Origin of the sequence: Devosia sp. Leaf420 (genome assembly GCF_001425445.1) — a bacterium.
GTDB lineage: Bacteria > Pseudomonadota > Alphaproteobacteria > Rhizobiales > Devosiaceae > Devosia.
This window is the reverse complement of record NZ_LMQU01000016.1, coordinates 23,667-41,121: the sequence shown is the minus strand read 5'-3', so window position 1 is coordinate 41,121 and position 17,455 is coordinate 23,667. Positions and strand designations below refer to the sequence as shown.

The 17,455-nt window shown below is 59.8% G+C and carries 15 protein-coding genes; 4 read left to right on the top strand and 11 right to left on the bottom strand.

Annotated elements, in window-relative coordinates; all coding sequences use genetic code 11:
* Positions 1-49 precede the first annotated feature (49 nt).
* Positions 50-1,333 (top strand): histidinol dehydrogenase, encoded by a 1,284-nt coding sequence (hisD, locus tag ASG47_RS19860; protein ID WP_061911988.1) that lies wholly within the window; start codon positions 50-52, stop codon positions 1,331-1,333.
* A 135-nt stretch (positions 1,334-1,468) separates the two neighbouring features.
* Here the strand turns inward: hisD (ASG47_RS19860) and ASG47_RS19855 are convergent, their stop codons facing one another.
* The 11 genes from ASG47_RS19855 to ASG47_RS19805 all read right to left on the bottom strand — a co-directional run bounded on the left by ASG47_RS19855 (position 1,469) and on the right by ASG47_RS19805 (position 13,745).
* A complete protein-coding gene (locus ASG47_RS19855) occupies positions 1,469-2,170 on the bottom strand; it encodes an RraA family protein (RefSeq protein ID WP_061911987.1) in 702 nt (233 codons plus the stop codon).
* Between the two features lie 106 nt (positions 2,171-2,276).
* The gene (locus ASG47_RS19850) at positions 2,277-3,407 is read right to left on the bottom strand and encodes a cobalamin-independent methionine synthase II family protein (RefSeq protein WP_061911986.1); all 1,131 of its coding nucleotides are present in this window, start codon (positions 3,405-3,407) and stop codon (positions 2,277-2,279) included.
* A 4-nt stretch (positions 3,408-3,411) separates the two neighbouring features.
* Complete coding sequence (locus tag ASG47_RS19845) at positions 3,412-4,458, bottom strand: cupin domain-containing protein (protein ID WP_061911985.1); 1,047 nt, start codon at positions 4,456-4,458, stop codon at positions 3,412-3,414.
* Positions 4,459-4,553: 95 nt separating this feature from the next.
* Complete coding sequence (locus ASG47_RS19840) at positions 4,554-5,624, bottom strand: LacI family DNA-binding transcriptional regulator (RefSeq protein WP_061911984.1); 1,071 nt, start codon at positions 5,622-5,624, stop codon at positions 4,554-4,556.
* Complete coding sequence (locus tag ASG47_RS19835) at positions 5,609-6,322, bottom strand: SDR family oxidoreductase (RefSeq protein ID WP_320408930.1); 714 nt, start codon at positions 6,320-6,322, stop codon at positions 5,609-5,611. The genes ASG47_RS19840 and ASG47_RS19835 overlap by 16 nt, the downstream gene beginning before the upstream one ends.
* A gap of 54 nt (positions 6,323-6,376) precedes the next feature.
* Entirely contained in the window at positions 6,377-7,702 is a 1,326-nt protein-coding gene (gene hisD, locus ASG47_RS19830; RefSeq protein ID WP_061911982.1) for a histidinol dehydrogenase, read from the bottom strand.
* Positions 7,703-7,793: 91 nt separating this feature from the next.
* Positions 7,794-9,311 (bottom strand): amidase, encoded by a 1,518-nt coding sequence (locus ASG47_RS19825; protein ID WP_244487146.1) that lies wholly within the window; start codon positions 9,309-9,311, stop codon positions 7,794-7,796.
* A gap of 1 nt (position 9,312) precedes the next feature.
* The gene (locus tag ASG47_RS19820; protein WP_061911981.1) at positions 9,313-10,362 is read right to left on the bottom strand and encodes an ABC transporter ATP-binding protein; all 1,050 of its coding nucleotides are present in this window, start codon (positions 10,360-10,362) and stop codon (positions 9,313-9,315) included.
* Positions 10,363-10,366: 4 nt separating this feature from the next.
* Positions 10,367-11,257 carry a carbohydrate ABC transporter permease gene (locus ASG47_RS19815; RefSeq protein ID WP_061911980.1) on the bottom strand — a complete coding sequence of 297 codons (891 nt, stop codon included), beginning with the start codon at positions 11,255-11,257 and terminating at the stop codon, positions 10,367-10,369.
* A gap of 1 nt (position 11,258) precedes the next feature.
* On the bottom strand, positions 11,259-12,290 hold the full coding sequence (locus tag ASG47_RS19810; RefSeq protein ID WP_061911979.1) for a carbohydrate ABC transporter permease: 1,032 nt from the start codon (positions 12,288-12,290) through the stop codon (positions 11,259-11,261).
* A gap of 219 nt (positions 12,291-12,509) precedes the next feature.
* The gene (locus tag ASG47_RS19805) at positions 12,510-13,745 is read right to left on the bottom strand and encodes an ABC transporter substrate-binding protein (protein WP_061911978.1); all 1,236 of its coding nucleotides are present in this window, start codon (positions 13,743-13,745) and stop codon (positions 12,510-12,512) included.
* A gap of 1,104 nt (positions 13,746-14,849) precedes the next feature.
* On the opposite strand from ASG47_RS19805, the gene ASG47_RS19795 reads away from it, so the two are divergent.
* The 3 genes from ASG47_RS19795 (at position 14,850) to tnpC (ending at position 17,290) form a co-directional block, all read left to right on the top strand.
* A complete protein-coding gene (locus ASG47_RS19795; RefSeq protein ID WP_061911976.1) occupies positions 14,850-15,227 on the top strand; it encodes a transposase in 378 nt (125 codons plus the stop codon).
* Positions 15,224-15,589 (top strand): IS66 family insertion sequence element accessory protein TnpB, encoded by a 366-nt coding sequence (tnpB, locus tag ASG47_RS21350; RefSeq protein WP_061911975.1) that lies wholly within the window; start codon positions 15,224-15,226, stop codon positions 15,587-15,589. Before ASG47_RS19795 ends, tnpB begins: the two co-directional genes overlap by 4 nt.
* Before the next feature lie 72 nt (positions 15,590-15,661).
* Positions 15,662-17,290, top strand: coding sequence for an IS66 family transposase (tnpC, locus tag ASG47_RS19785; protein ID WP_061911974.1), 1,629 nt, complete (start codon positions 15,662-15,664; stop codon positions 17,288-17,290).
* Positions 17,291-17,455 lie beyond the last annotated feature (165 nt).

The window sequence follows — 17,455 nt, the reverse complement described above, 5'->3', positions numbered from 1 at the left end:
AATGCTAACGGATCGCCGCCTCTCGCTATCGTTTCGGAGACCTGATGCTATGAGCAATTCCCCCTTCCCCGGCGTCACCTATGTCAAGGCGCCAGAGCGGTCTTCGATCGGCGACAATGCTCCCGTCGAGACCCTCGTCTCCGAAATTATCGCCAATGTCCGCGCCAACGGCGATAAGGCGGTCCGCGAATATTCGGCCAAGTTCGACAAATCCGACATCGACGTTTTCGAAGTCACTCAGGCCGAACGCGAAGCCGCGCTCGCCGAACTCGATCCGCAAACGCGCAAAGATACCGAGTTTGCCATTGAAAATGTTCGCAAATTTGCCCAAGCGCAACTCGAGACCATCCTGCCGCTCGAGGTCGAAACCCTGCGCGGCGTCCATATGGGCCACCGGGTTATCCCTATTCAGCGCGTCGGCTGCTACGTCCCCGGCGGCCGATATCCGCTCCTCTCCGCCCCGATCATGACCATCGTCCCGGCCAAAGTTGCCGGCGTCGACGAAGTCATCGCCTGCCTGCCGCCCAATGCCCATAAGGCCATGATCGCCGGCTGCCATCTTTCTGGCGCAGACAGGATCTTCCGCATCGGCGGCGCCCAGGCCATCGCCGCCATGGCCTATGGCACTGAGACCGTTCCGGCTGTCAACAAGATCGTCGGCCCCGGCAATGCCTTCGTCAACGAAGCCAAGCGCCAGGTTTTCGGCCCTGTGGGCATCGACCAACTCGCTGGCCCGTCTGAGATTTTTGTCGTCGCTGACTCTTCTGGCGATGCCGAAATGATCGCGACCGACCTCCTCGCCCAAGCCGAGCACGACATCCGCACCCGCGTCGGCCTCATCACCACCGATAAGGCGCTCGCCGAAGCCACCCTCAAGGAAGTCGAAGCCCAGCTCCAGACCCTCTCCACGGCCAACACCGCCCGCGAGGCCTGGATCAACTACGGCGAAATCACCGTCTGCGAGGACGAGGCCGCGATGATCGCCTATTCCGATCTTATCGCCGCCGAGCACCTACAGGTTCACACCACCGACGCCAAGTCCTTCGCCAAAAAGCTAAGGAATTACGGGAGCTTGTTCATCGGCGAACTCGCCAGCGTCGTCTATTCCGACAAATGCTCCGGCACCAATCATACCCTCCCGACCATGGGCGCCGGCGCCTATACCGGCGGCCTCTGGGTCGGCGCCTACGTCAAGATTGCCACCCATCAGTGGCTCGATGAAGAAGGGGTCAAGCAGGTCGCTCCCCCCGCCGCACGCCAATCCGCCAGCGAAGGCCTCGAAGGCCACCGCCGCGCCGCCCAACTGCGCCTCGACCGCATGCAGGCCAAATAACCAAAAAAGGCCCGCGCAAGCGGGCCTTTTTTAGAGCTCCATTCCATTCCATCGTCATTGCCCGGCTTGTCCGGGCAATCCATTCGCAGACCGCATGGACCACCCGGACGAGCCGGATGGCGACGAAGCAATTGATCAGCTGATCTTATCCGCTTCCAGCCATGCCGCCCGCAGCTTCTCCACCGTAAACCCAGGCGCCCGCGCTGCCGACAAGATCGGCACTTCCTTGCGCATCACGACATCAATTGCCCAAGGCATCCGCTCGATGTGCTCACCCGGAATGACAACCGCCCCATGCCGATCCGCATGGATCAAATCATCCGGTCGCACCGCCATCCCAAACACCGTCACCGGGCAATCGAGCTCCGTCACATGCACGAAGGCGTGGCTCGGACCTACGGCGCCCGCGATCACCTGATAGCCCTCATCGAGCATCCCCAAATCGCGCAACACACCGTTGGTTACAGTGCCGGCAACGCCCAAGCCCTTATGCTGCGCCACCTGCATCTCTCCCCAGAAGCCACCAATGACATGTGGCCAGTCGGTATCCTCTATGACAGCCACGGTCGGCCCTTCGCCATCCGAAACATACTCGTAGTACTGCATCCGCAACGCGCGAACCTCAGCCGCCGGCTTCTGTGCTGGAGACGACGCGCGGATCTTTGCCGTACGCGCAAAGCCGACGACTGGCGGCAGGGACGGATCAGCGCAAACGACTGCCGTCTTGGTAAATCCCTCGGCAGTCCGACCGCCCATCACGTGCTCAAGTGCATTGCATACGGTCGGCGTATCGGCCTTGCGCAGGGCGGCCAGAGCCTCGGGTGAAATTTTTGCCATATCCAGTCTCCCTCAACAGCCGTCACCAACCGGCTCGTCCGGGTGGTCCATGCCGCGACAGGCGATGGATTGCCCGGACAAGCCGGGCAATGACGGCAACAATGAACTATGCCGCCTTACTGGCGATCTCAGCGCCTTCACTCAACGCCTTCAACTTCGCCCAGACGATATCCGGATCGACCGCGCCAAACCCGGCAAAGGTCGAGAACCCGCAATCCGTCCCGGCAATCACGCGCTCCGCCCCAACGATATCGATGAAATTCTTCAGCCGCTGCGCGATCAGCTGCGGATGCTCGACGAAATTCGACGTCGAGTCGATCACGCCTGGAATGAGCACATAATCATCCGGCAGATCGACATTCTTCCAGTCCACCCATTCATGCGCATGGCGCGGATTAGCGCCTTCAAACAGCAGCGCCCGCGGCTTGGCTTTCAGCAAACTCGGCAGGATTTTCTTGAGCGCAATATCGCAGATATGCGGGCCTTCATAATTGCCCCAGCACACATGCATCCGCACCTTGTCCCCCGGCACATTCCGGAGGGCATGGTTCATCACCTCGATATGCTTTTCCGCCGCGGTGACGAAGGCTGCATCATCGAGATCCTTGTACATCATATGCCGACCGAGCCCGAGATCAGGCGCGTCGAGCTGCAGGATGAATCCGGCCTCGACAATGCCCTCATATTCGACGCGCATGCCCTCGGCGACGGCCTCGAGATACTCGTCTTGGCTCTTATAGAATTCATTGGGCTGGAACAGCGCGATAACGCCCGGCGTCGCCGAGTTCATAAAACCCTTGGCATAGCCATTGGCTGAAAGCGCAGCTTGGAAGGCATCCACATCATCGCGGAGCGGCTCAAGGCTCTTCACCTTGATTTCGCTGACGCATTTCGGCCGGCGATAGGTCGGCGTGCCACCAGATGAGGCCTGGCGTTTCAGAAAGTTCGGGAACAGCTCAAGGTCGGCAGGCGGCCGACGCGAGCTGTCACCGTCAAAGCCGGTCAGCCGGTCCTTGATATAGGTCGCATAAGAAATCTTGCTCATTTCGCCATCGGACGGCAGGTCGATCCCCGCCGTCTTTTGTTGCGCAACGATGTCATTCACCGCCGCCGAGATGATCTCGTTGAAGCCAGCCTCCTCAATCGGGACACCGGCCTCCTTGGCGAACACAAGATCGGTCACCTGTTTGGATCGCGGCAGCGAGCCGACGTGCGTGGTGAGGATCTTGTGTGCCATGAGTTTACTCCGCGGCCTGAGCGGTTGCGAACTGCGGAGCAGCCGGCGAGGCAGCACCGCGGATAACGAAGGCGATTGCATCGGCAGAAGCTGGATTGCGGAAGCCATGGACGAGGCCAACGGGAACAGTGAGCGTGTCGCCGGCGCCAAGGATGAGGGAGCCGCCGTCCCAAGTGAATTCCAGCGTGCCGGACTGCATGAAGAGCACTTCCTGTTCCGAACGCGAGTGCCCCGGAACGATCGCGCCGGTTTCAAGCTTCAGGCGGCGCACGGTGAAGTCGTGCTTCCAGTGTCCGACGATCGGGCCGGCCTTGATGCCGTCCTGTCCGTCGACGTCGCCGATGACTGGCGCTTCTTCAACGCCTTCGCCGGCCAGTGGCGAATTGGGATCGCCCTCGATGTCGGCCGCCTTGATGGCATATTTTGCCAGTTCCGACATCGGCGGGGTCGCCAGTTCCTTCATCTTGGCTTCATCCGGCGGTAATTCGAGCTCAGCGCCTTCCGGCACCTTCTCGCCCAGGGTCGTATCGATGAGCTTACCGCCCTTGAGCAACTTCAGCCCAAAATCCTCGGCCATCTTGAAGACGCTCGGCGCCCAGACAACCTTGCCCGGATCATCGTGGCCAAGCACCACGGCGAGGAAGCCGGTGCCTTCGTCACGCTTTTCAAAACCGCGGAACATATGGGTCGGCACCGTCGCCACATCGCCCGGTTCGACGTCGAGATAACCCTCGTCCTTGTTAGCGCCGAAAACGAAACGCCACCTGCCGGTATGAACGAGGAAGGTCTCGGCGGTCAGGTGCGAGTGTTGGGAATTCACGCAGCCGAAGGGCTGCCGGGCAGCACCGAAGTTGAAGCCGTGGGCTTCCGGGATATGCACAACCTGCGCCGGATTTTCACTCACGCCCGGCCCGATGATGGTAAAGTTCTCTTTGCGGTCCGAACCCGGTGTGCGCGCGTCGATAAACGCGTTACGCAGGCCCTTCAGATCGGCATAGCGCACCAGGCGCTTTTCCATCTCGGCCTGGGTCCAAGTCTTGTTCTCAGTCATGGCGATATCCCCTTTTCGCTCTAGGATAACAGTTTTGCATTCGTATGCAATATGGCGCCGGATGGAGGCGGAAACGTGTCGTGGAAGACATCGGCTCAGCCTTTTGCGGGTTTGAAAATTCGTCTGCCATCGACGTCGACGACGCCGGTCTTTGGCAAGCGGGCTGACGTGCGGACGACCAGTTCGCCATTGAGAATGCGGTGTTCAGCCTCGATCTCACCGCTCGAAATCTGATCCATCAGGATGCTGACCGTCGCTTCGACCATGCGTTTGAGCGGCTGGCTCATGGAGGTTATGCCATAAGAGGTCCAGCGTGCGGCGCCGACATCGTCATAGCCGACGATTGAGATATCTTTTGGCACAGACAGGCCCAATTCATGCCGCGCCACATCCATCACGGCCACGGCCATATGGTCGTTGGCGACAAAGAGTGCATCGGGCCGATCGGGCCGCGACAACATTTTGCGTGCTGCTTCTTCCGCTTCGGCGCGATCATAATTCGCCACCTCGACCATGATCTCGGTATGCCCAGCGTCAGCGAGACCTTCCTTGTAGCCGGCAAAGCGATCGCGATTGGTCGACGAGCTTTCAAGCCCGGAAATATAGCCGAATTTCTTATGCCCGCCAGCGACAAGAAACTCCGCCACGCGCCGCCCACCTTCGCGATTGCGCGTCGTCACGCTCGACACCGCATCGCGCTCCGTCGTGCGGTTGAACAGGACCACCGGAATACCCGCCGCCGCGCATTCTTCGGACAGATCAGACGATAGCGAGGTCGAGGCGAGCACAATGCCATCGACCCGGTACTGCATCAGTTGATCGAAAATCGGGTCGCTATCGCGATCCATGAAACCCGTGAATAGCAGTAGCCGGTAGTTCTCTTTGGCCAGCAACCGTCCCAGCTCTTCGAGCACGTCGGGATAGAAGAGGTTTTCGAGATAGGCCATTACCACCGCGATGATGCGCGAGCGATTGGTGATCAGCGATCGAGCAATCGCATTCGGTCGATACCCCAGCTCTTTGGCGGCAGTCATCACCTTGGCGCGGGTTTTGGGCGAAATGGACGCGCCGGGCGTAAAAGTGCGGGACACGGCGGATTGCGACACGCCTGCACGGCGCGCCACTTCCGACGAGGTCACCCCCGGCTTTTTTACTCCGCTGTCCATCCACCATCCACCAAGAGCGCGGTGCCGGTGATCAGCCCCGCCGCCTCCGAGGCCAAAAAGACGATCGGCCCCATGATATCCTCCACCCGACCCAATCTTCCGAGCTTGATCTTGGACAGGACCCAGTAGCGAAAATCGGGATCGCTCAAATTCTTGGCCGTCAGCTCGGTTTCGATAAATGTCGGGCACACCGTGTTGACACGAATATTGCTGGCGCCGAGTTCAATAGCCATGGCCTTTGTCAGGCCTTCAACAGCATGTTTACTGGCAGAATAGACAGCGCGATTGGGCCCACCGACATGGCCCATCTGCGAAGAGACATTGATGATCGAGCCACCCTGCCCGCTCGCCTGCAGTTTTCCGACCACGGCCTGCGTGACAAAAATCGTCGCGGCGAGATTGAGCTGCATTACCGCCTGATAGTCTGGCTCGGTAATCCCGCCAATGGACGAATGCCGTGCCGTGCCGGCCGAATTGACCAGCACGTGAAACGGTTCGCTCTCTTCGACAAAAGCCCGAACGGCGTCAAAATCGGTGATGTCGATGGCGACACCCTCGGCCGCTAGACCTGCTTCGGCCATCGCGTTGACGACGCGCTCGACATCTTCCGCTGTGCGCGCCGCCACCGTCACTTCGGCGCCGGCTTCAGCCAGAGCCACGGACGCCCCAAGCCCGATGCCGCGCGTTCCCCCGGTCACGAGGGCTCGCTTTCCATCAAGACGAAATGTCGGTGTCCGGGGCAAGTTCATGGTTTACTCGGCAGCTTTGAGAGGTGCAGCGGCCGTACCATAGGGCACGTTGCGCCCGCCATAGCGCCGCACGCGAATATTGGCCTGCTCGGCATGGCCGACAAAACCTTCGAGCATCGACAGGCGCGACCCATAGGCGCCGATCGTCGCCGAAGCCTCGTCGGTCGTTACCGTCTGCCACGTGCAGGTCTTCATGAATTTGCCCACCCAGAGGCCACCGGTATAGCGCGATGCCTTCATGGTGGGGAGGGTGTGATTGGTGCCGATCACCTTATCGCCATAGGCCACATTAGTGCGCGGTCCGAGGAATAGCGCACCATAGTTCGAAAGCTTATCGCGGAACCACATGTCTCGATCGGTCATGACCTGCACATGTTCCGAAGCAATGCGATCGGCCTCAGCCAGCATCTCTTCGTAGCTGTCGCAGACGATGACTTCACCGAAATCAGTCCAGGATTTTTTTGCGATATCAGCCGTCGGCAGGATGGTGAGCAGACGCTCGATCTCGGCCATCGTATCGCGCGCCAACTTTTCCGAATTGGTGAGCAAGATCGCGGGACTCGTCGGCCCATGCTCGGCCTGGCCGAGAAGATCGGTAGCGCAGAGTTCGCCATCGACGGTCTCGTCGGCGATCACCAGCGTTTCGGTCGGGCCGGCGAAAAGGTCGATACCGACGCGACCATAAAGCTGTCGCTTGGCTTCGGCGACGAAGGCATTGCCGGGGCCGACCAACATGTCGACCGGCGAAATGCTCTCGGTGCCGATGGCCATCGCCCCAATCGCCTGAATGCCACCCAGCACGTAGATTTCGTCGGCTCCGGCCATGGCTTGGGCGGCGACGATCGCCGGAGCCGGCTTGCCGTTGAATGGCGGCGCACAGGTGATGACGCGCGGGCAGCCCGCAACCTTGGCAGTAAGAACCGACATATGGGCCGAAGCCAGCAGCGGATATTTGCCGCCCGGCACATAGCAACCCACGGCCGAAATCGGCACGTGCTTATGGCCCAGCGTCACGCCCGGCATAGTCTCGACCTCGAGGTCGAGCATCGTGTCCTTTTGCTTCTGCGCGAAATTGCGAACCTGCTTCTGGGCAAACTCGATGTCGTGCAGATCCTGATCGGTCAACTGCGCCTTGCAGTCGTCGATCTCTTTCTGGCTCAGCCGAAAGTCCGGACGCTCCCACTTGTCGAACTTATGCGACAGTTCGCGCACAGCTGCGTCGCCGCGCTTTTCGATGTCGCCCAAAATGCCTTCGACCGTCGCGCGAACCTGGCGATCCGCCTCCGCCCGCTCCTCGACATCCTTACCGCGCTTGAGCCAGACCGGCATGGAACGCTCCTATTATGGTTGGTTTGAGCATACTGAATACGTATGCAATAATTCAAGTGAATGACGTCAGCCAGTTCAACTTTGGCTACAGTCAGATTGGTATTGGTGGTCGCTGCAGGCTGAAATCTGTGGCCTGCTCAAAGGCATGGCCGACCTGAATAATCCGAGCTTCGTCGTGATGGCGTCCGATGATCTGCATCCCAATCGGCAAGCCCTCGTGGAAACCAATGGGCATCGCCAAGACCGGATGCCCCGAAACATTGAAGCCAATGGTCCGCATCGGCGTCCAAACCGCTTCCTTTTCAAAAGGCGCCGCTTCCAGCGCTGTCGTCAGGGCGCCGACGGTGATAATGACGTCATATGCATCGAGCAGCCGATTGACGCCTAACGTAAACTCCCGCCCAATCTGCCGGGCCGCTGCCAGTTCCCTGTCGTCGATCGCAAAACCACCAGCAAGGCTGAGGAAAGCGCGACGGCCATAGGCGTCGGGATGCTCCCGCAATTCCCCGGCGTGGAAATCGAAACTTTCCTTGTGGAGGATAGCAGCGGCCGCAATCTCGACCGACGGATAGTCCGGCAGGTCGATCTCGCCGATCGAAGCGCCTAGTTCACTGAGCTTGGACAAGGCAGCGTCCATGGCCGCCACCACGGCAGGCATGACCTGCGGATCATCGGCAAACCAGTTGCGGGCATAGCCGATCGACAGCCCGGAAACGGACTGGCCGATAAGCCGCGCCGCTGCTTCGTCGCCACTCTTGGCGGCAATCACATCGAAAGTTAGCGCCGCTTCGGCGACGGTCCGGCTCATCGGCCCAACATGATCCATGCTCGGCGACATGGTGAGCACCCCATCCTCGGGCACCGATCCGAATGTCGGTTTGAAACCAACCACACCGCAATAGAAAGCCGGCCCGCGAACCGAGCCACCTGTATCCGTGCCGATCGTTGTGCGGAGGAGCCCACCGGCAACCGCCACCGCACACCCCGAAGACGAACCACCGGTAATATGCTCAAGGCTCCAGGGGTTCTTTGCGGGCGGAAACAGCCCGCGCTTATCCGGTCCCACCGTGCCCCATTCATAGGTAGCAAGCTTGCCGATGATGACTGCCCCAGCCTCACTCAGCCGCCGCACCACTTCGGCATCTGCCGTTGCAACGGCTTCACGCCGTCCCGGCGCGTTCGCGGTTGTCGCCAGCCCTGCAACGTCGATCATGTCCTTGATGCCGACGGGAATGCCATGAAGCGGCCCGCGATCCTGCCCCTCGGCAAGTTCGGCATCGGCCTTCTGCGCGTCCAAGCGTGCCTGTTCCCCGGCAACGGCATAAAAGGCCAGATAGGATGGACCCCGTTCTGCGATCCTCTGCAAGGTCGCTTCGATCAGTGCAACCGAGGTCAGCCGACCATCGCGCAGACGCGCACCAAGCTCGGCGATATCGAGATCCAACACCGCATCGTCAGGCGCTGCCCGCGTCGGCCCCGCGAGACCATCGCTCATCCAGGCGGCAAGACCAAAAAGGCTTTCAGCCTCGCCCTCGCTCAAGCGGAGCCCAGCTGCCTTAGCACGATCGCGGAAATAGGCGGCCCGGTCGGACCGGTCGTCACTGCACATTTCAGGCGATCCGCGCACCAGTCGAATGATCGAAGAGATGGCAGGCCGTGGCGGGAATGGCAACGCGCGCCATGTCGCCGATCTCGGCGCGATAGTCCTTGCTGACCTTGATCGAAACCAGTTCGCCCGCAACGCGCATCGAGAGCATGGTCGCTTCACCCAAGAGCTCGACCGTATAGATCGGCGCCTCGATTTGCCCATTGCTTTCTGCCAGCGTCGCATCTTCCGCACGAAAGCCCAGCGTCACCGGCCCCTTGGCCGCCGGGGTTAGCCCCTCGATACGAATACCAGCCGCCGTAAAAACCCCGCCTTCGATCGCACCCTTGATCAGGTTCATTGCCGGCGAACCAATAAAGCTCGCGACAAAGGTATTAGCCGGCCGATCATAAATCTCCATTGGTGTGCCGACCTGCTGCACCAGACCCTTGTTCATCACCACGACGCGATCGGCCAACGTCATGGCTTCGATCTGGTCATGCGTCACATAGATCGTCGTGCGCTTGAGCGTATGATGCAGGTTCTTGATCTGGGCGCGCGTCGAGACACGCAGCTTTGCGTCGAGGTTCGACAGCGGCTCGTCCATTAGGAAGGCATTGGGCTCACGAACGATCGCCCGCGCCAAAGCAACGCGCTGACGCTGACCGCCCGAAAGCGCTGCCGGACGGCGCTGCAGGAAATCGTCGAGCTCGACCATTTTGCTCGCCGCCATGACGCGCTCATGGTGCTGATCCTGCGGGATTTTCCGCACTTTCAGCGGAAAGCGGATGTTCTCGTAGACCGTCATATTGGGGTAGAGGCCATAGCTCTGGAACACCATGGAGATGTCCCGATCTTTGGGCTCGAGCTTGTTGACCAGTCGATCCCCGATCCAAATCTCACCCTCGGTGATCTCTTCGAGACCCGCGATCATCCGCATGGTCGTCGTCTTGCCGCAGCCCGAGGGGCCGAGCAGTACGAGGAATTCCTGATCGGCGATATCGAGGTTGAAATTATCGACGCCGACAAAATTGTTCCAGCGCTTGGAGACGTTCTTGAGACGGATCTGGGCCATATTTTTATCCCTTTACTGCGCCGGCCGTGAGGCCCGAGACGATCTGGCGTTGGAAAAAGAGCACGAGAATAAAGAGCGGCACGGTGGCCGAAACCACAGCTGCCACGGCGAACATGACATTGCCCTGCTCCTGCACCGACCCAAGGAAGCTCGAAATCTTCGGCACCATGGTCTGATTGTCGGCGCTGAGCAGCATCGAGGTCACCGCAAAGTCATTATAGGCGAGAAGAAAGCTGAAAAGCCCCGTCGTCACCACGCCCGGCCACATCACCGGAATGATCACGCGGCGGAACGCTTCGAAGCGTGAACAGCCATCAACCATCGCGCTTTCATCGAGGTCCTTGGGGATCGAGAGGAAGAACGAGTGCAGCATCCAAAGCGTGAAAGGCTGATTGATGGCGACGAGTACGATGATTGAGGTCGGCAGCACGCCCCAAATATTGAGCTGAAAGAAAGGCAGCAGATAGCCAGAAACCAGCGTGATATGCGGCATGGCGCGGAACACCAGCGCCAGGATCAGGATCCAGAACGCATAGCGCTGGCCCGACCGCGCCAAGGCATAGCCGCCCAGCGTGCCAAGAGTGAGCGAGATGACAGTGACCGAGACGGTGACAATGGCCGTATTGCCGACCGCCCGCCAGAATTCACGGGTCACCCAGGCGCCATAGTAGCCCGAGCCGGTAAAGGCGCTGCCGTCATTTTGCCGCTGGGTATAGACGCCGAAAATCGCGTTCCACCAGCTTTCGCGAGAGAAGAAGTCTGGCTCGACCTTGAACGATCCCCAGACCGTCCAGAAGAACGGAAAGGCGGCGAGTATCACCCAGACGACGATGAAGCCGGTGATCAGGATGGTGAGGCCCAGCGGGCGCTTGTGGGACAGCGTGGCTTGGGACATGTCAGACCACCTTATGGTTGAATTCGCGCCAGGTGCGGATAAGTACCGGCGTGAGGAGAATGACGACGCCGATAATGGTCAACACCGACGTGGCGCCGGCCGACCCGAAAAGCTGCGCATCGCCGGCGAGATCATTAAAGATCATCCAACTCAGCGAAGTCGCATTGGCCTCAGCCGAGAAACCGACGATCGGTTCGAACACGCGGAAATTGTCCATGAGCTGCACCAGCGCGACGAAGGTGGCGAGTGGGGCAAGATGCGGAATCACAATATAGCGGATGCGCTCCCAGCGCGAAGCGCCGTCGATCATCGCCGATTCAAGCGTATCCGCCGGCACGGTCTGGAGCCCGGCATAAAAGACCACGAAACTGAACGGCGCATTGGTCCAGACGCCATAGAACAACAGCGAGAACCAAGTCAGTGCCGGCGACTGGCGCAGCGACAGGGTTGGATCGTTGAAGACGTGGCGCAGGGTCGCGCCGATGATCCCGTTTGGCTGGATCATCCAATAAAGGATCAGCGAGCCGATCAGCGGGGTGATGATCATGGGCAGGAGCGAAAAGAAGATCACCGGTCCCTTGGTGACCTTTGGCAGCGTGTTTACTGCCAGCGCAATGGCAAAACCGAGCGCCATCGCCAGCGGCGTTACGACGAAGCAGAAGACCAGCGTGAAGCTGAGCGCCTTGTAGAACGGCAGATTGTAGATGCGGGTGACGATATCGCCAAAGCCATTGTTGTTGGCGAGAATGGCGCCGATTTCGTTAACCGCCAAATGGCCACGATTGAGATAGGTCCCAAAACCATTGAACTGGCCCATTGGCTGCGCGGCCTTGAGCTCAGACATCGCCGCAGTGTCTACGCGCGTTTCCTTGGTACATCCGCCAAAAGGCTGGCAGCTTTCTACCTCGACGAGGATGCGCCCATGTTCGACATGGAAACTCTGCACCACGACCGAAACGATCGGCAGCGCGATAAAGAGCGCCATAGCGATCAGGGAGGGTAGAATGAAAGCAAAGAATGTCTTGTGCGGCATGCAATGCCTCCTCGAAGTTTGAGCGGGGAGTACGCACTGAGCGTGCACCAGAAAGGGCGCGGTGTCTCAGTCGACAACCTCCCCTTCTAGGGAGGCACCAAGGGTGGGGGTCGATCGCCACGATATCGTGGCTCACATCCCCCCTCCCCGCCTCCCCCATCAAGGGGAAGGTGCGGTTCAGTGCCCCGGGGCTGTAACTTGCCCGGGGAAGAGACGACCTTAGAGGTAGCCGCCTTCCTTGGCAGCGGTGTCATAGGCGGCCTTGACGTCCGCCAGGGCCTGGGTGGCGTCTTCCTTACCGGCCATGTATTCGGCCAATTCCGAGGAGAGGGCAGTGTGCAGCAGGCCCATATAGGGCTGCATCGGATAGGCACGAGCACCGGCATTTGCGGTCGCAATCACGCCGACGGCGTTCGGACCAGGTTCATAACCAGACACGAGCCAGGTCGCGACGGTTGGGTTGGCAGCAACCATTTCCGGGCTGATGCCATGCACCATGGCCTGGAACGAGGCCGCAGCGTCTTCATCCGAAATGTTCTTGGCAATGGTGAAACCATCCCACCAGAGCGCAACGGCCGGAACCGTGCCGCCGCCAATAGTCGGCGCGCCAGCCATCACGGTGTTTTCGACAACGCCTTCGGCAGCACCCTCACCCTTGAGCATGTCGCCCGCGAGCGAGCCCCACTGCACCATCATGGCAACCTTGCCGGCCTTGTATTCGGCCTGGATGCCATTGGCGTCAAAGGTCAGGTAGTCCGGATCCATGTAAGCGGTCAGCGCCTTCATGGTTTCGAGAACCTTCATGCCGTTTTCGTTGTCGATGGCGAGTTCGGCCGAGCCGGGCGCGAAGAACTCGCCACCGGTGCCGAGATAGGCATTGACGAATTCTGCAGCGAGGTCCCAACCGGGTTTGTCGGAAGCAGCCAGCGGATATTCCATCAAGCCATCGGCTTTGATCTTTTCCGCGGCAGCCAGGATGTCCTCATAGGACTTCGGCTCGGCAATGCCGGCCTTATCGAGGATGTCCTTGCGATAGAAAAGATGCTGAGCATTGCCCATAAAGGCGACAGCCATGGTCTTGCCGTCGATCTTGATCAGCTGGTTCGGCTGCAGCGAAGCGCCATACTCAGCCACGAGATCATCGAGCGGACGAATGAGATCATCATTCATCAGCGGAACGATGGAATTGTTGGCGACGACTGCCACTGTATATTCGGCTGGATTGATCGAGAGCGCCGGCACCTGGAGGTTCTTGTGCTCGGCCGTCGCGTTTGCCGTTACCGTCACGCTATCGCTGGCGCATTCTTCGGCCGTCGTGTTGACGAGACGTAGCGCCTCAAAGTCATTGCTCAGAATACGGACCGAACCGGCCTCGATCCCACATTCGGCGTAAGCAGCACCTGCTCCAAGGGCCAAAGCAACCGTCGAAACGGCGAGCATAAAGAAGGGCTTCATTGTGTTCTCCTGGCTCGGCACATTCGTGCCGGTGCGTTATCGCGACGTCCCTGGATGTCGCACTCCCTGCTGGCGTTCCCTGCCAACCACATCCGAACACACCCCATTTTGCATTCGTATGCAAAACGAAATTTGCACATTTCCGCGGCTTCAGCAAGATCGCAAATTCGGTTCCGCCCGCTCAATCGCGGGACGCGGGAAAACATCAAGCAATTTCGGAGGTGAATGGTCTGCAGCACGCATTGGGCGAGGAGATAGCCGAAGTCTCTCGACCTGCAGTCTCTACGCTTCGGCTTCGCGCAGGAATTGTGGAAAGGACTGCGGGAGCCTGCCCTCAAATGATGGGGGGCGAAAACGCGACCGATAGGTGTCGTTATCAGACATTTCCGCGCTCTAGCGCATTGGCCAACTCCAAAAAAGCTGGCAAAGGCACCAATGCCACTGACCCACCTTTTCCGACTGAGAGACCTTCCGAAGGGCAAGGCCTGCGGGAAGCGTTCATCAACAAACCCTCATAGCTCCGTGGTATCCCTGAAAGGTCGGAGTCCGTTGTTCTGCACAGGGCCTGATAAGGTGAATTCTCATTAACTACAACGCCGCTCGGACGGCACTGCGCTTGGTTTTCGCTCGAGGGCCTACATTTGTATATCCGACAAATTTGTTTGCGCTTGCCGCTGTAATTTCGCTCTGTCTGCTGGAGTCAATTCGCCTTCGCAGTTGGGATATTTTGCTGCGCGTAGCACTCTGTAGTGCCGTTGCCGGGGTCATAGTCGTAGGCCTATAGCTACTCGCCATCTACCTTAGCGTTGGTGGGATCGATCCTGTTCTGAACTATTTGTCTATGTTCAGCAGGCGCGTGGCAGGCGGCGCGTCAACCTCACTTTTTGAACAGGCTCTCATTAATTTCCAAGAGATCAAGCAGTTCCTCCTGTTCAATCAAGTACCTCACACTTTCGAAGCGCCCCTAGCTGGCATGGTTATCTCAATCGTATCGTTAACTGCTTTCACCACTCGATATACTGTAAGCGCCAAGGAGATCCCGTCTGACCTGAGGTGTGCGACTGAGGTATTGGCACCGTGGTTTTGACGACGGTGTGAGTTCCTATGTCTGCGCATATGCCCAGTGATAGAAGTTTCCAGTTGCTCGAGGTCGTGCCGAGCCGGATGGAGAACAGTCCTGCGGTGGCGCGGCGCAACTGGCCTGACGAGACCAAGGCGCGGATTGTGGAAGAAGCGCTGGCCCCGGACGTAAACGTTTCGGCGGTGGCGCGGCGATACGGGATGTCGCCGTCGCAACTGTTCGGCTGGCGCCGCAAAGCCATCGCCAAGGGCCAGGTTGAACGACGGGAAGAGCCTGGCGAAGAGGCTGGCGCTTCGGGCGGGGTTATCGAGATCGGTATCGCTGGTGCCACCGTCCGCGTTGGGCCGATGGTCAGCGAGGATCATCTGCGCCGTGTCCTCCGCGCCGTCCGCTCGGCATGATCCCCTCGGGTGTAAAGTGTTCCTGGCCAGCCAGCCGGTGGAATTCGCTTCGCGGAACCTTCGGTTTCAGGAAAGGACCCGATGGCCTGATCGGCTTGATTCGGGATGCGGGTGCCGATCCGTTCAACGGTTCGCTTTATGTGTTCCGGGCAAAACGGGCGGACCGGATCAAGATCGTGTGGTGGGATGGCACTGGCCTGTGCCTTTACGCCAAGCGGTTGGAGAAGGCGGCGTTCTGCTGGCCGCGGATCGGGCACAGTCGGGTTCAATTAGGCCATGCCCAACTGCTGGCCCTGGTCGATGGTATGGACTGGAAACGGGTTCGGGCGGTGCCGGCGAGCCGGCCACAATCGGCTGGGTAAAAGCCTGCGGCAGACTGACTCACAGACGCAAAAGCTGAGGCAATCCGGGGTGGTTTGTGCCATTGTGCGGGCATGAACCCGGCCGATCCGCAGCAGCTTCCCGATGATATCGCCGCCCTCAGGGCGATGATTGTGGCTGCCCACGCCAGGGAGGCGGCGGCCGAGCAGAAGCGTCTGGCGCTGGAAGCCGAGGTTGCTGCCCATGAAGCCGCAATCGCCCAAATGAATGCGGCTAAGGCGGCCGACGCCGAAAAGATCGCTCGGCTTGAATCGATCGTGGCCATGCTCAAACGAGCACAGTTCGGGACCCGCTCGGAAAAGCTACGGATCGATCCGCTCGATGCCGAACAGATGGCCTTCGTGTTCGACGAGTTGCAGACGGGGCTGGGTGCAATCCGGGCCGAACGCGACAAGCGCGCTGGAACTGCTGCCCCCCGTCCGCCGCGGCCGCGCAAGGGCTTTGCGCCGCATCTGGAACGCATCGAGCAGATTATCGAACCAGAGGTCCCGGCCGATTGCGTAGGCCTTGAAGCTGTTCGCATTGGCGAGGACGTCTCCGAGCGCCTCGATGTGACCCCGGCCACGTTCCGCGTCATCGTCACCCGCCGACCAAAATACGCCTACCGCTTGGCTGACGGCGAAGACCGTATCGTGCAGGCGCCGGCACCCGATCACCTGATTGCCGGCGGTATTCCTACCGAGGCGCTGCTGGCCCAGGTGGCGGTCAGCAAGTACGCCGATGGCTTGCCGCTCTATCGGCAGGAAGAAATTTACGCCCGCGATGGCGTGGAACTGGATCGCTCGCTGATGGCCCAGTGGATGGGCCGGGTCGGCTTCGAGCTCGAGCCGCTGGCTCAATACGTCCTGCATACTATCAAACAGGGCGAACGGGTCTTTGCCGACGAGACCCGATTGCCGACCCTGGCGCCGGGCTCGGGCAAGGTGAAGACCGCCTGGCTCTGGGCCTATGCCCGGGACGATCGGCCATTCGGTGGATCAGGACCGCCGATGGCGGCTTATCGCTTCGAAGACAGTCGATCAGGCGATTGCGTCGCCCAGCATCTGGATGGCGGTATCCTGCAGGTCGACGGCTATGCCGCCTATAATCGGCTGGGCAAGGATCGTGGCACCAATGATGCCATGACCCTGGCCGGGTGTTGGGCCCATTCGCGGCGCAAGTTCTTCGACCTGCATGCCAGCGATAGCTCGCCCTTTGCCAGCGCTGTTGTCAAGGCGATGGCGCCCCTCTGGGCCATCGAGGAGGATATCCGCGGCCATGGCGCCGAACTGCGCACCAGCATCCGGGCCGAGCGCTCCCGCCCCATCGTCACCGAGCTGTTCGCCATGCTGGACCGGGAGCTGCCGCGCCTGTCGGGTAAATCCAAACTTGCCGAGGCCATCCGCTATACCCTGAGCCGCCGCGCCGCCCTCGAGCGCTTCCTCGCCGATGGTCGAATCGAGATCGACTCCAACATCGTCGAACGCGCAATCCGCCCGCAGACCATTACCCGCAAGAATGCGCTCTTTGCCGGCTCCGATGGTGGTGGGCGCGCATGGGCCACAATCGCGACGCTGATCACTACCGCTAAGATGAACGGCGTCGATCCCCATGCCTGGCTGACACAGACCCTCGAACGCATCGCAGCCGGCTGGCCAAACAGCAAGATCGACGACCTCATGCCATGGAACTTCAGGCAGTAACGGCCTCGGCTACCCGCTTACGATATACTCGCTAAGACACTACAAGTGAAAATGCGCGATTTGATCGCCTGATGTTAATATTTCTGGTAATTTTCATTGCACAGACGCTTTTCGCGAATGAATATCCCATTCAAAACTGGCATTCCTTCTTCCATTTATTATATT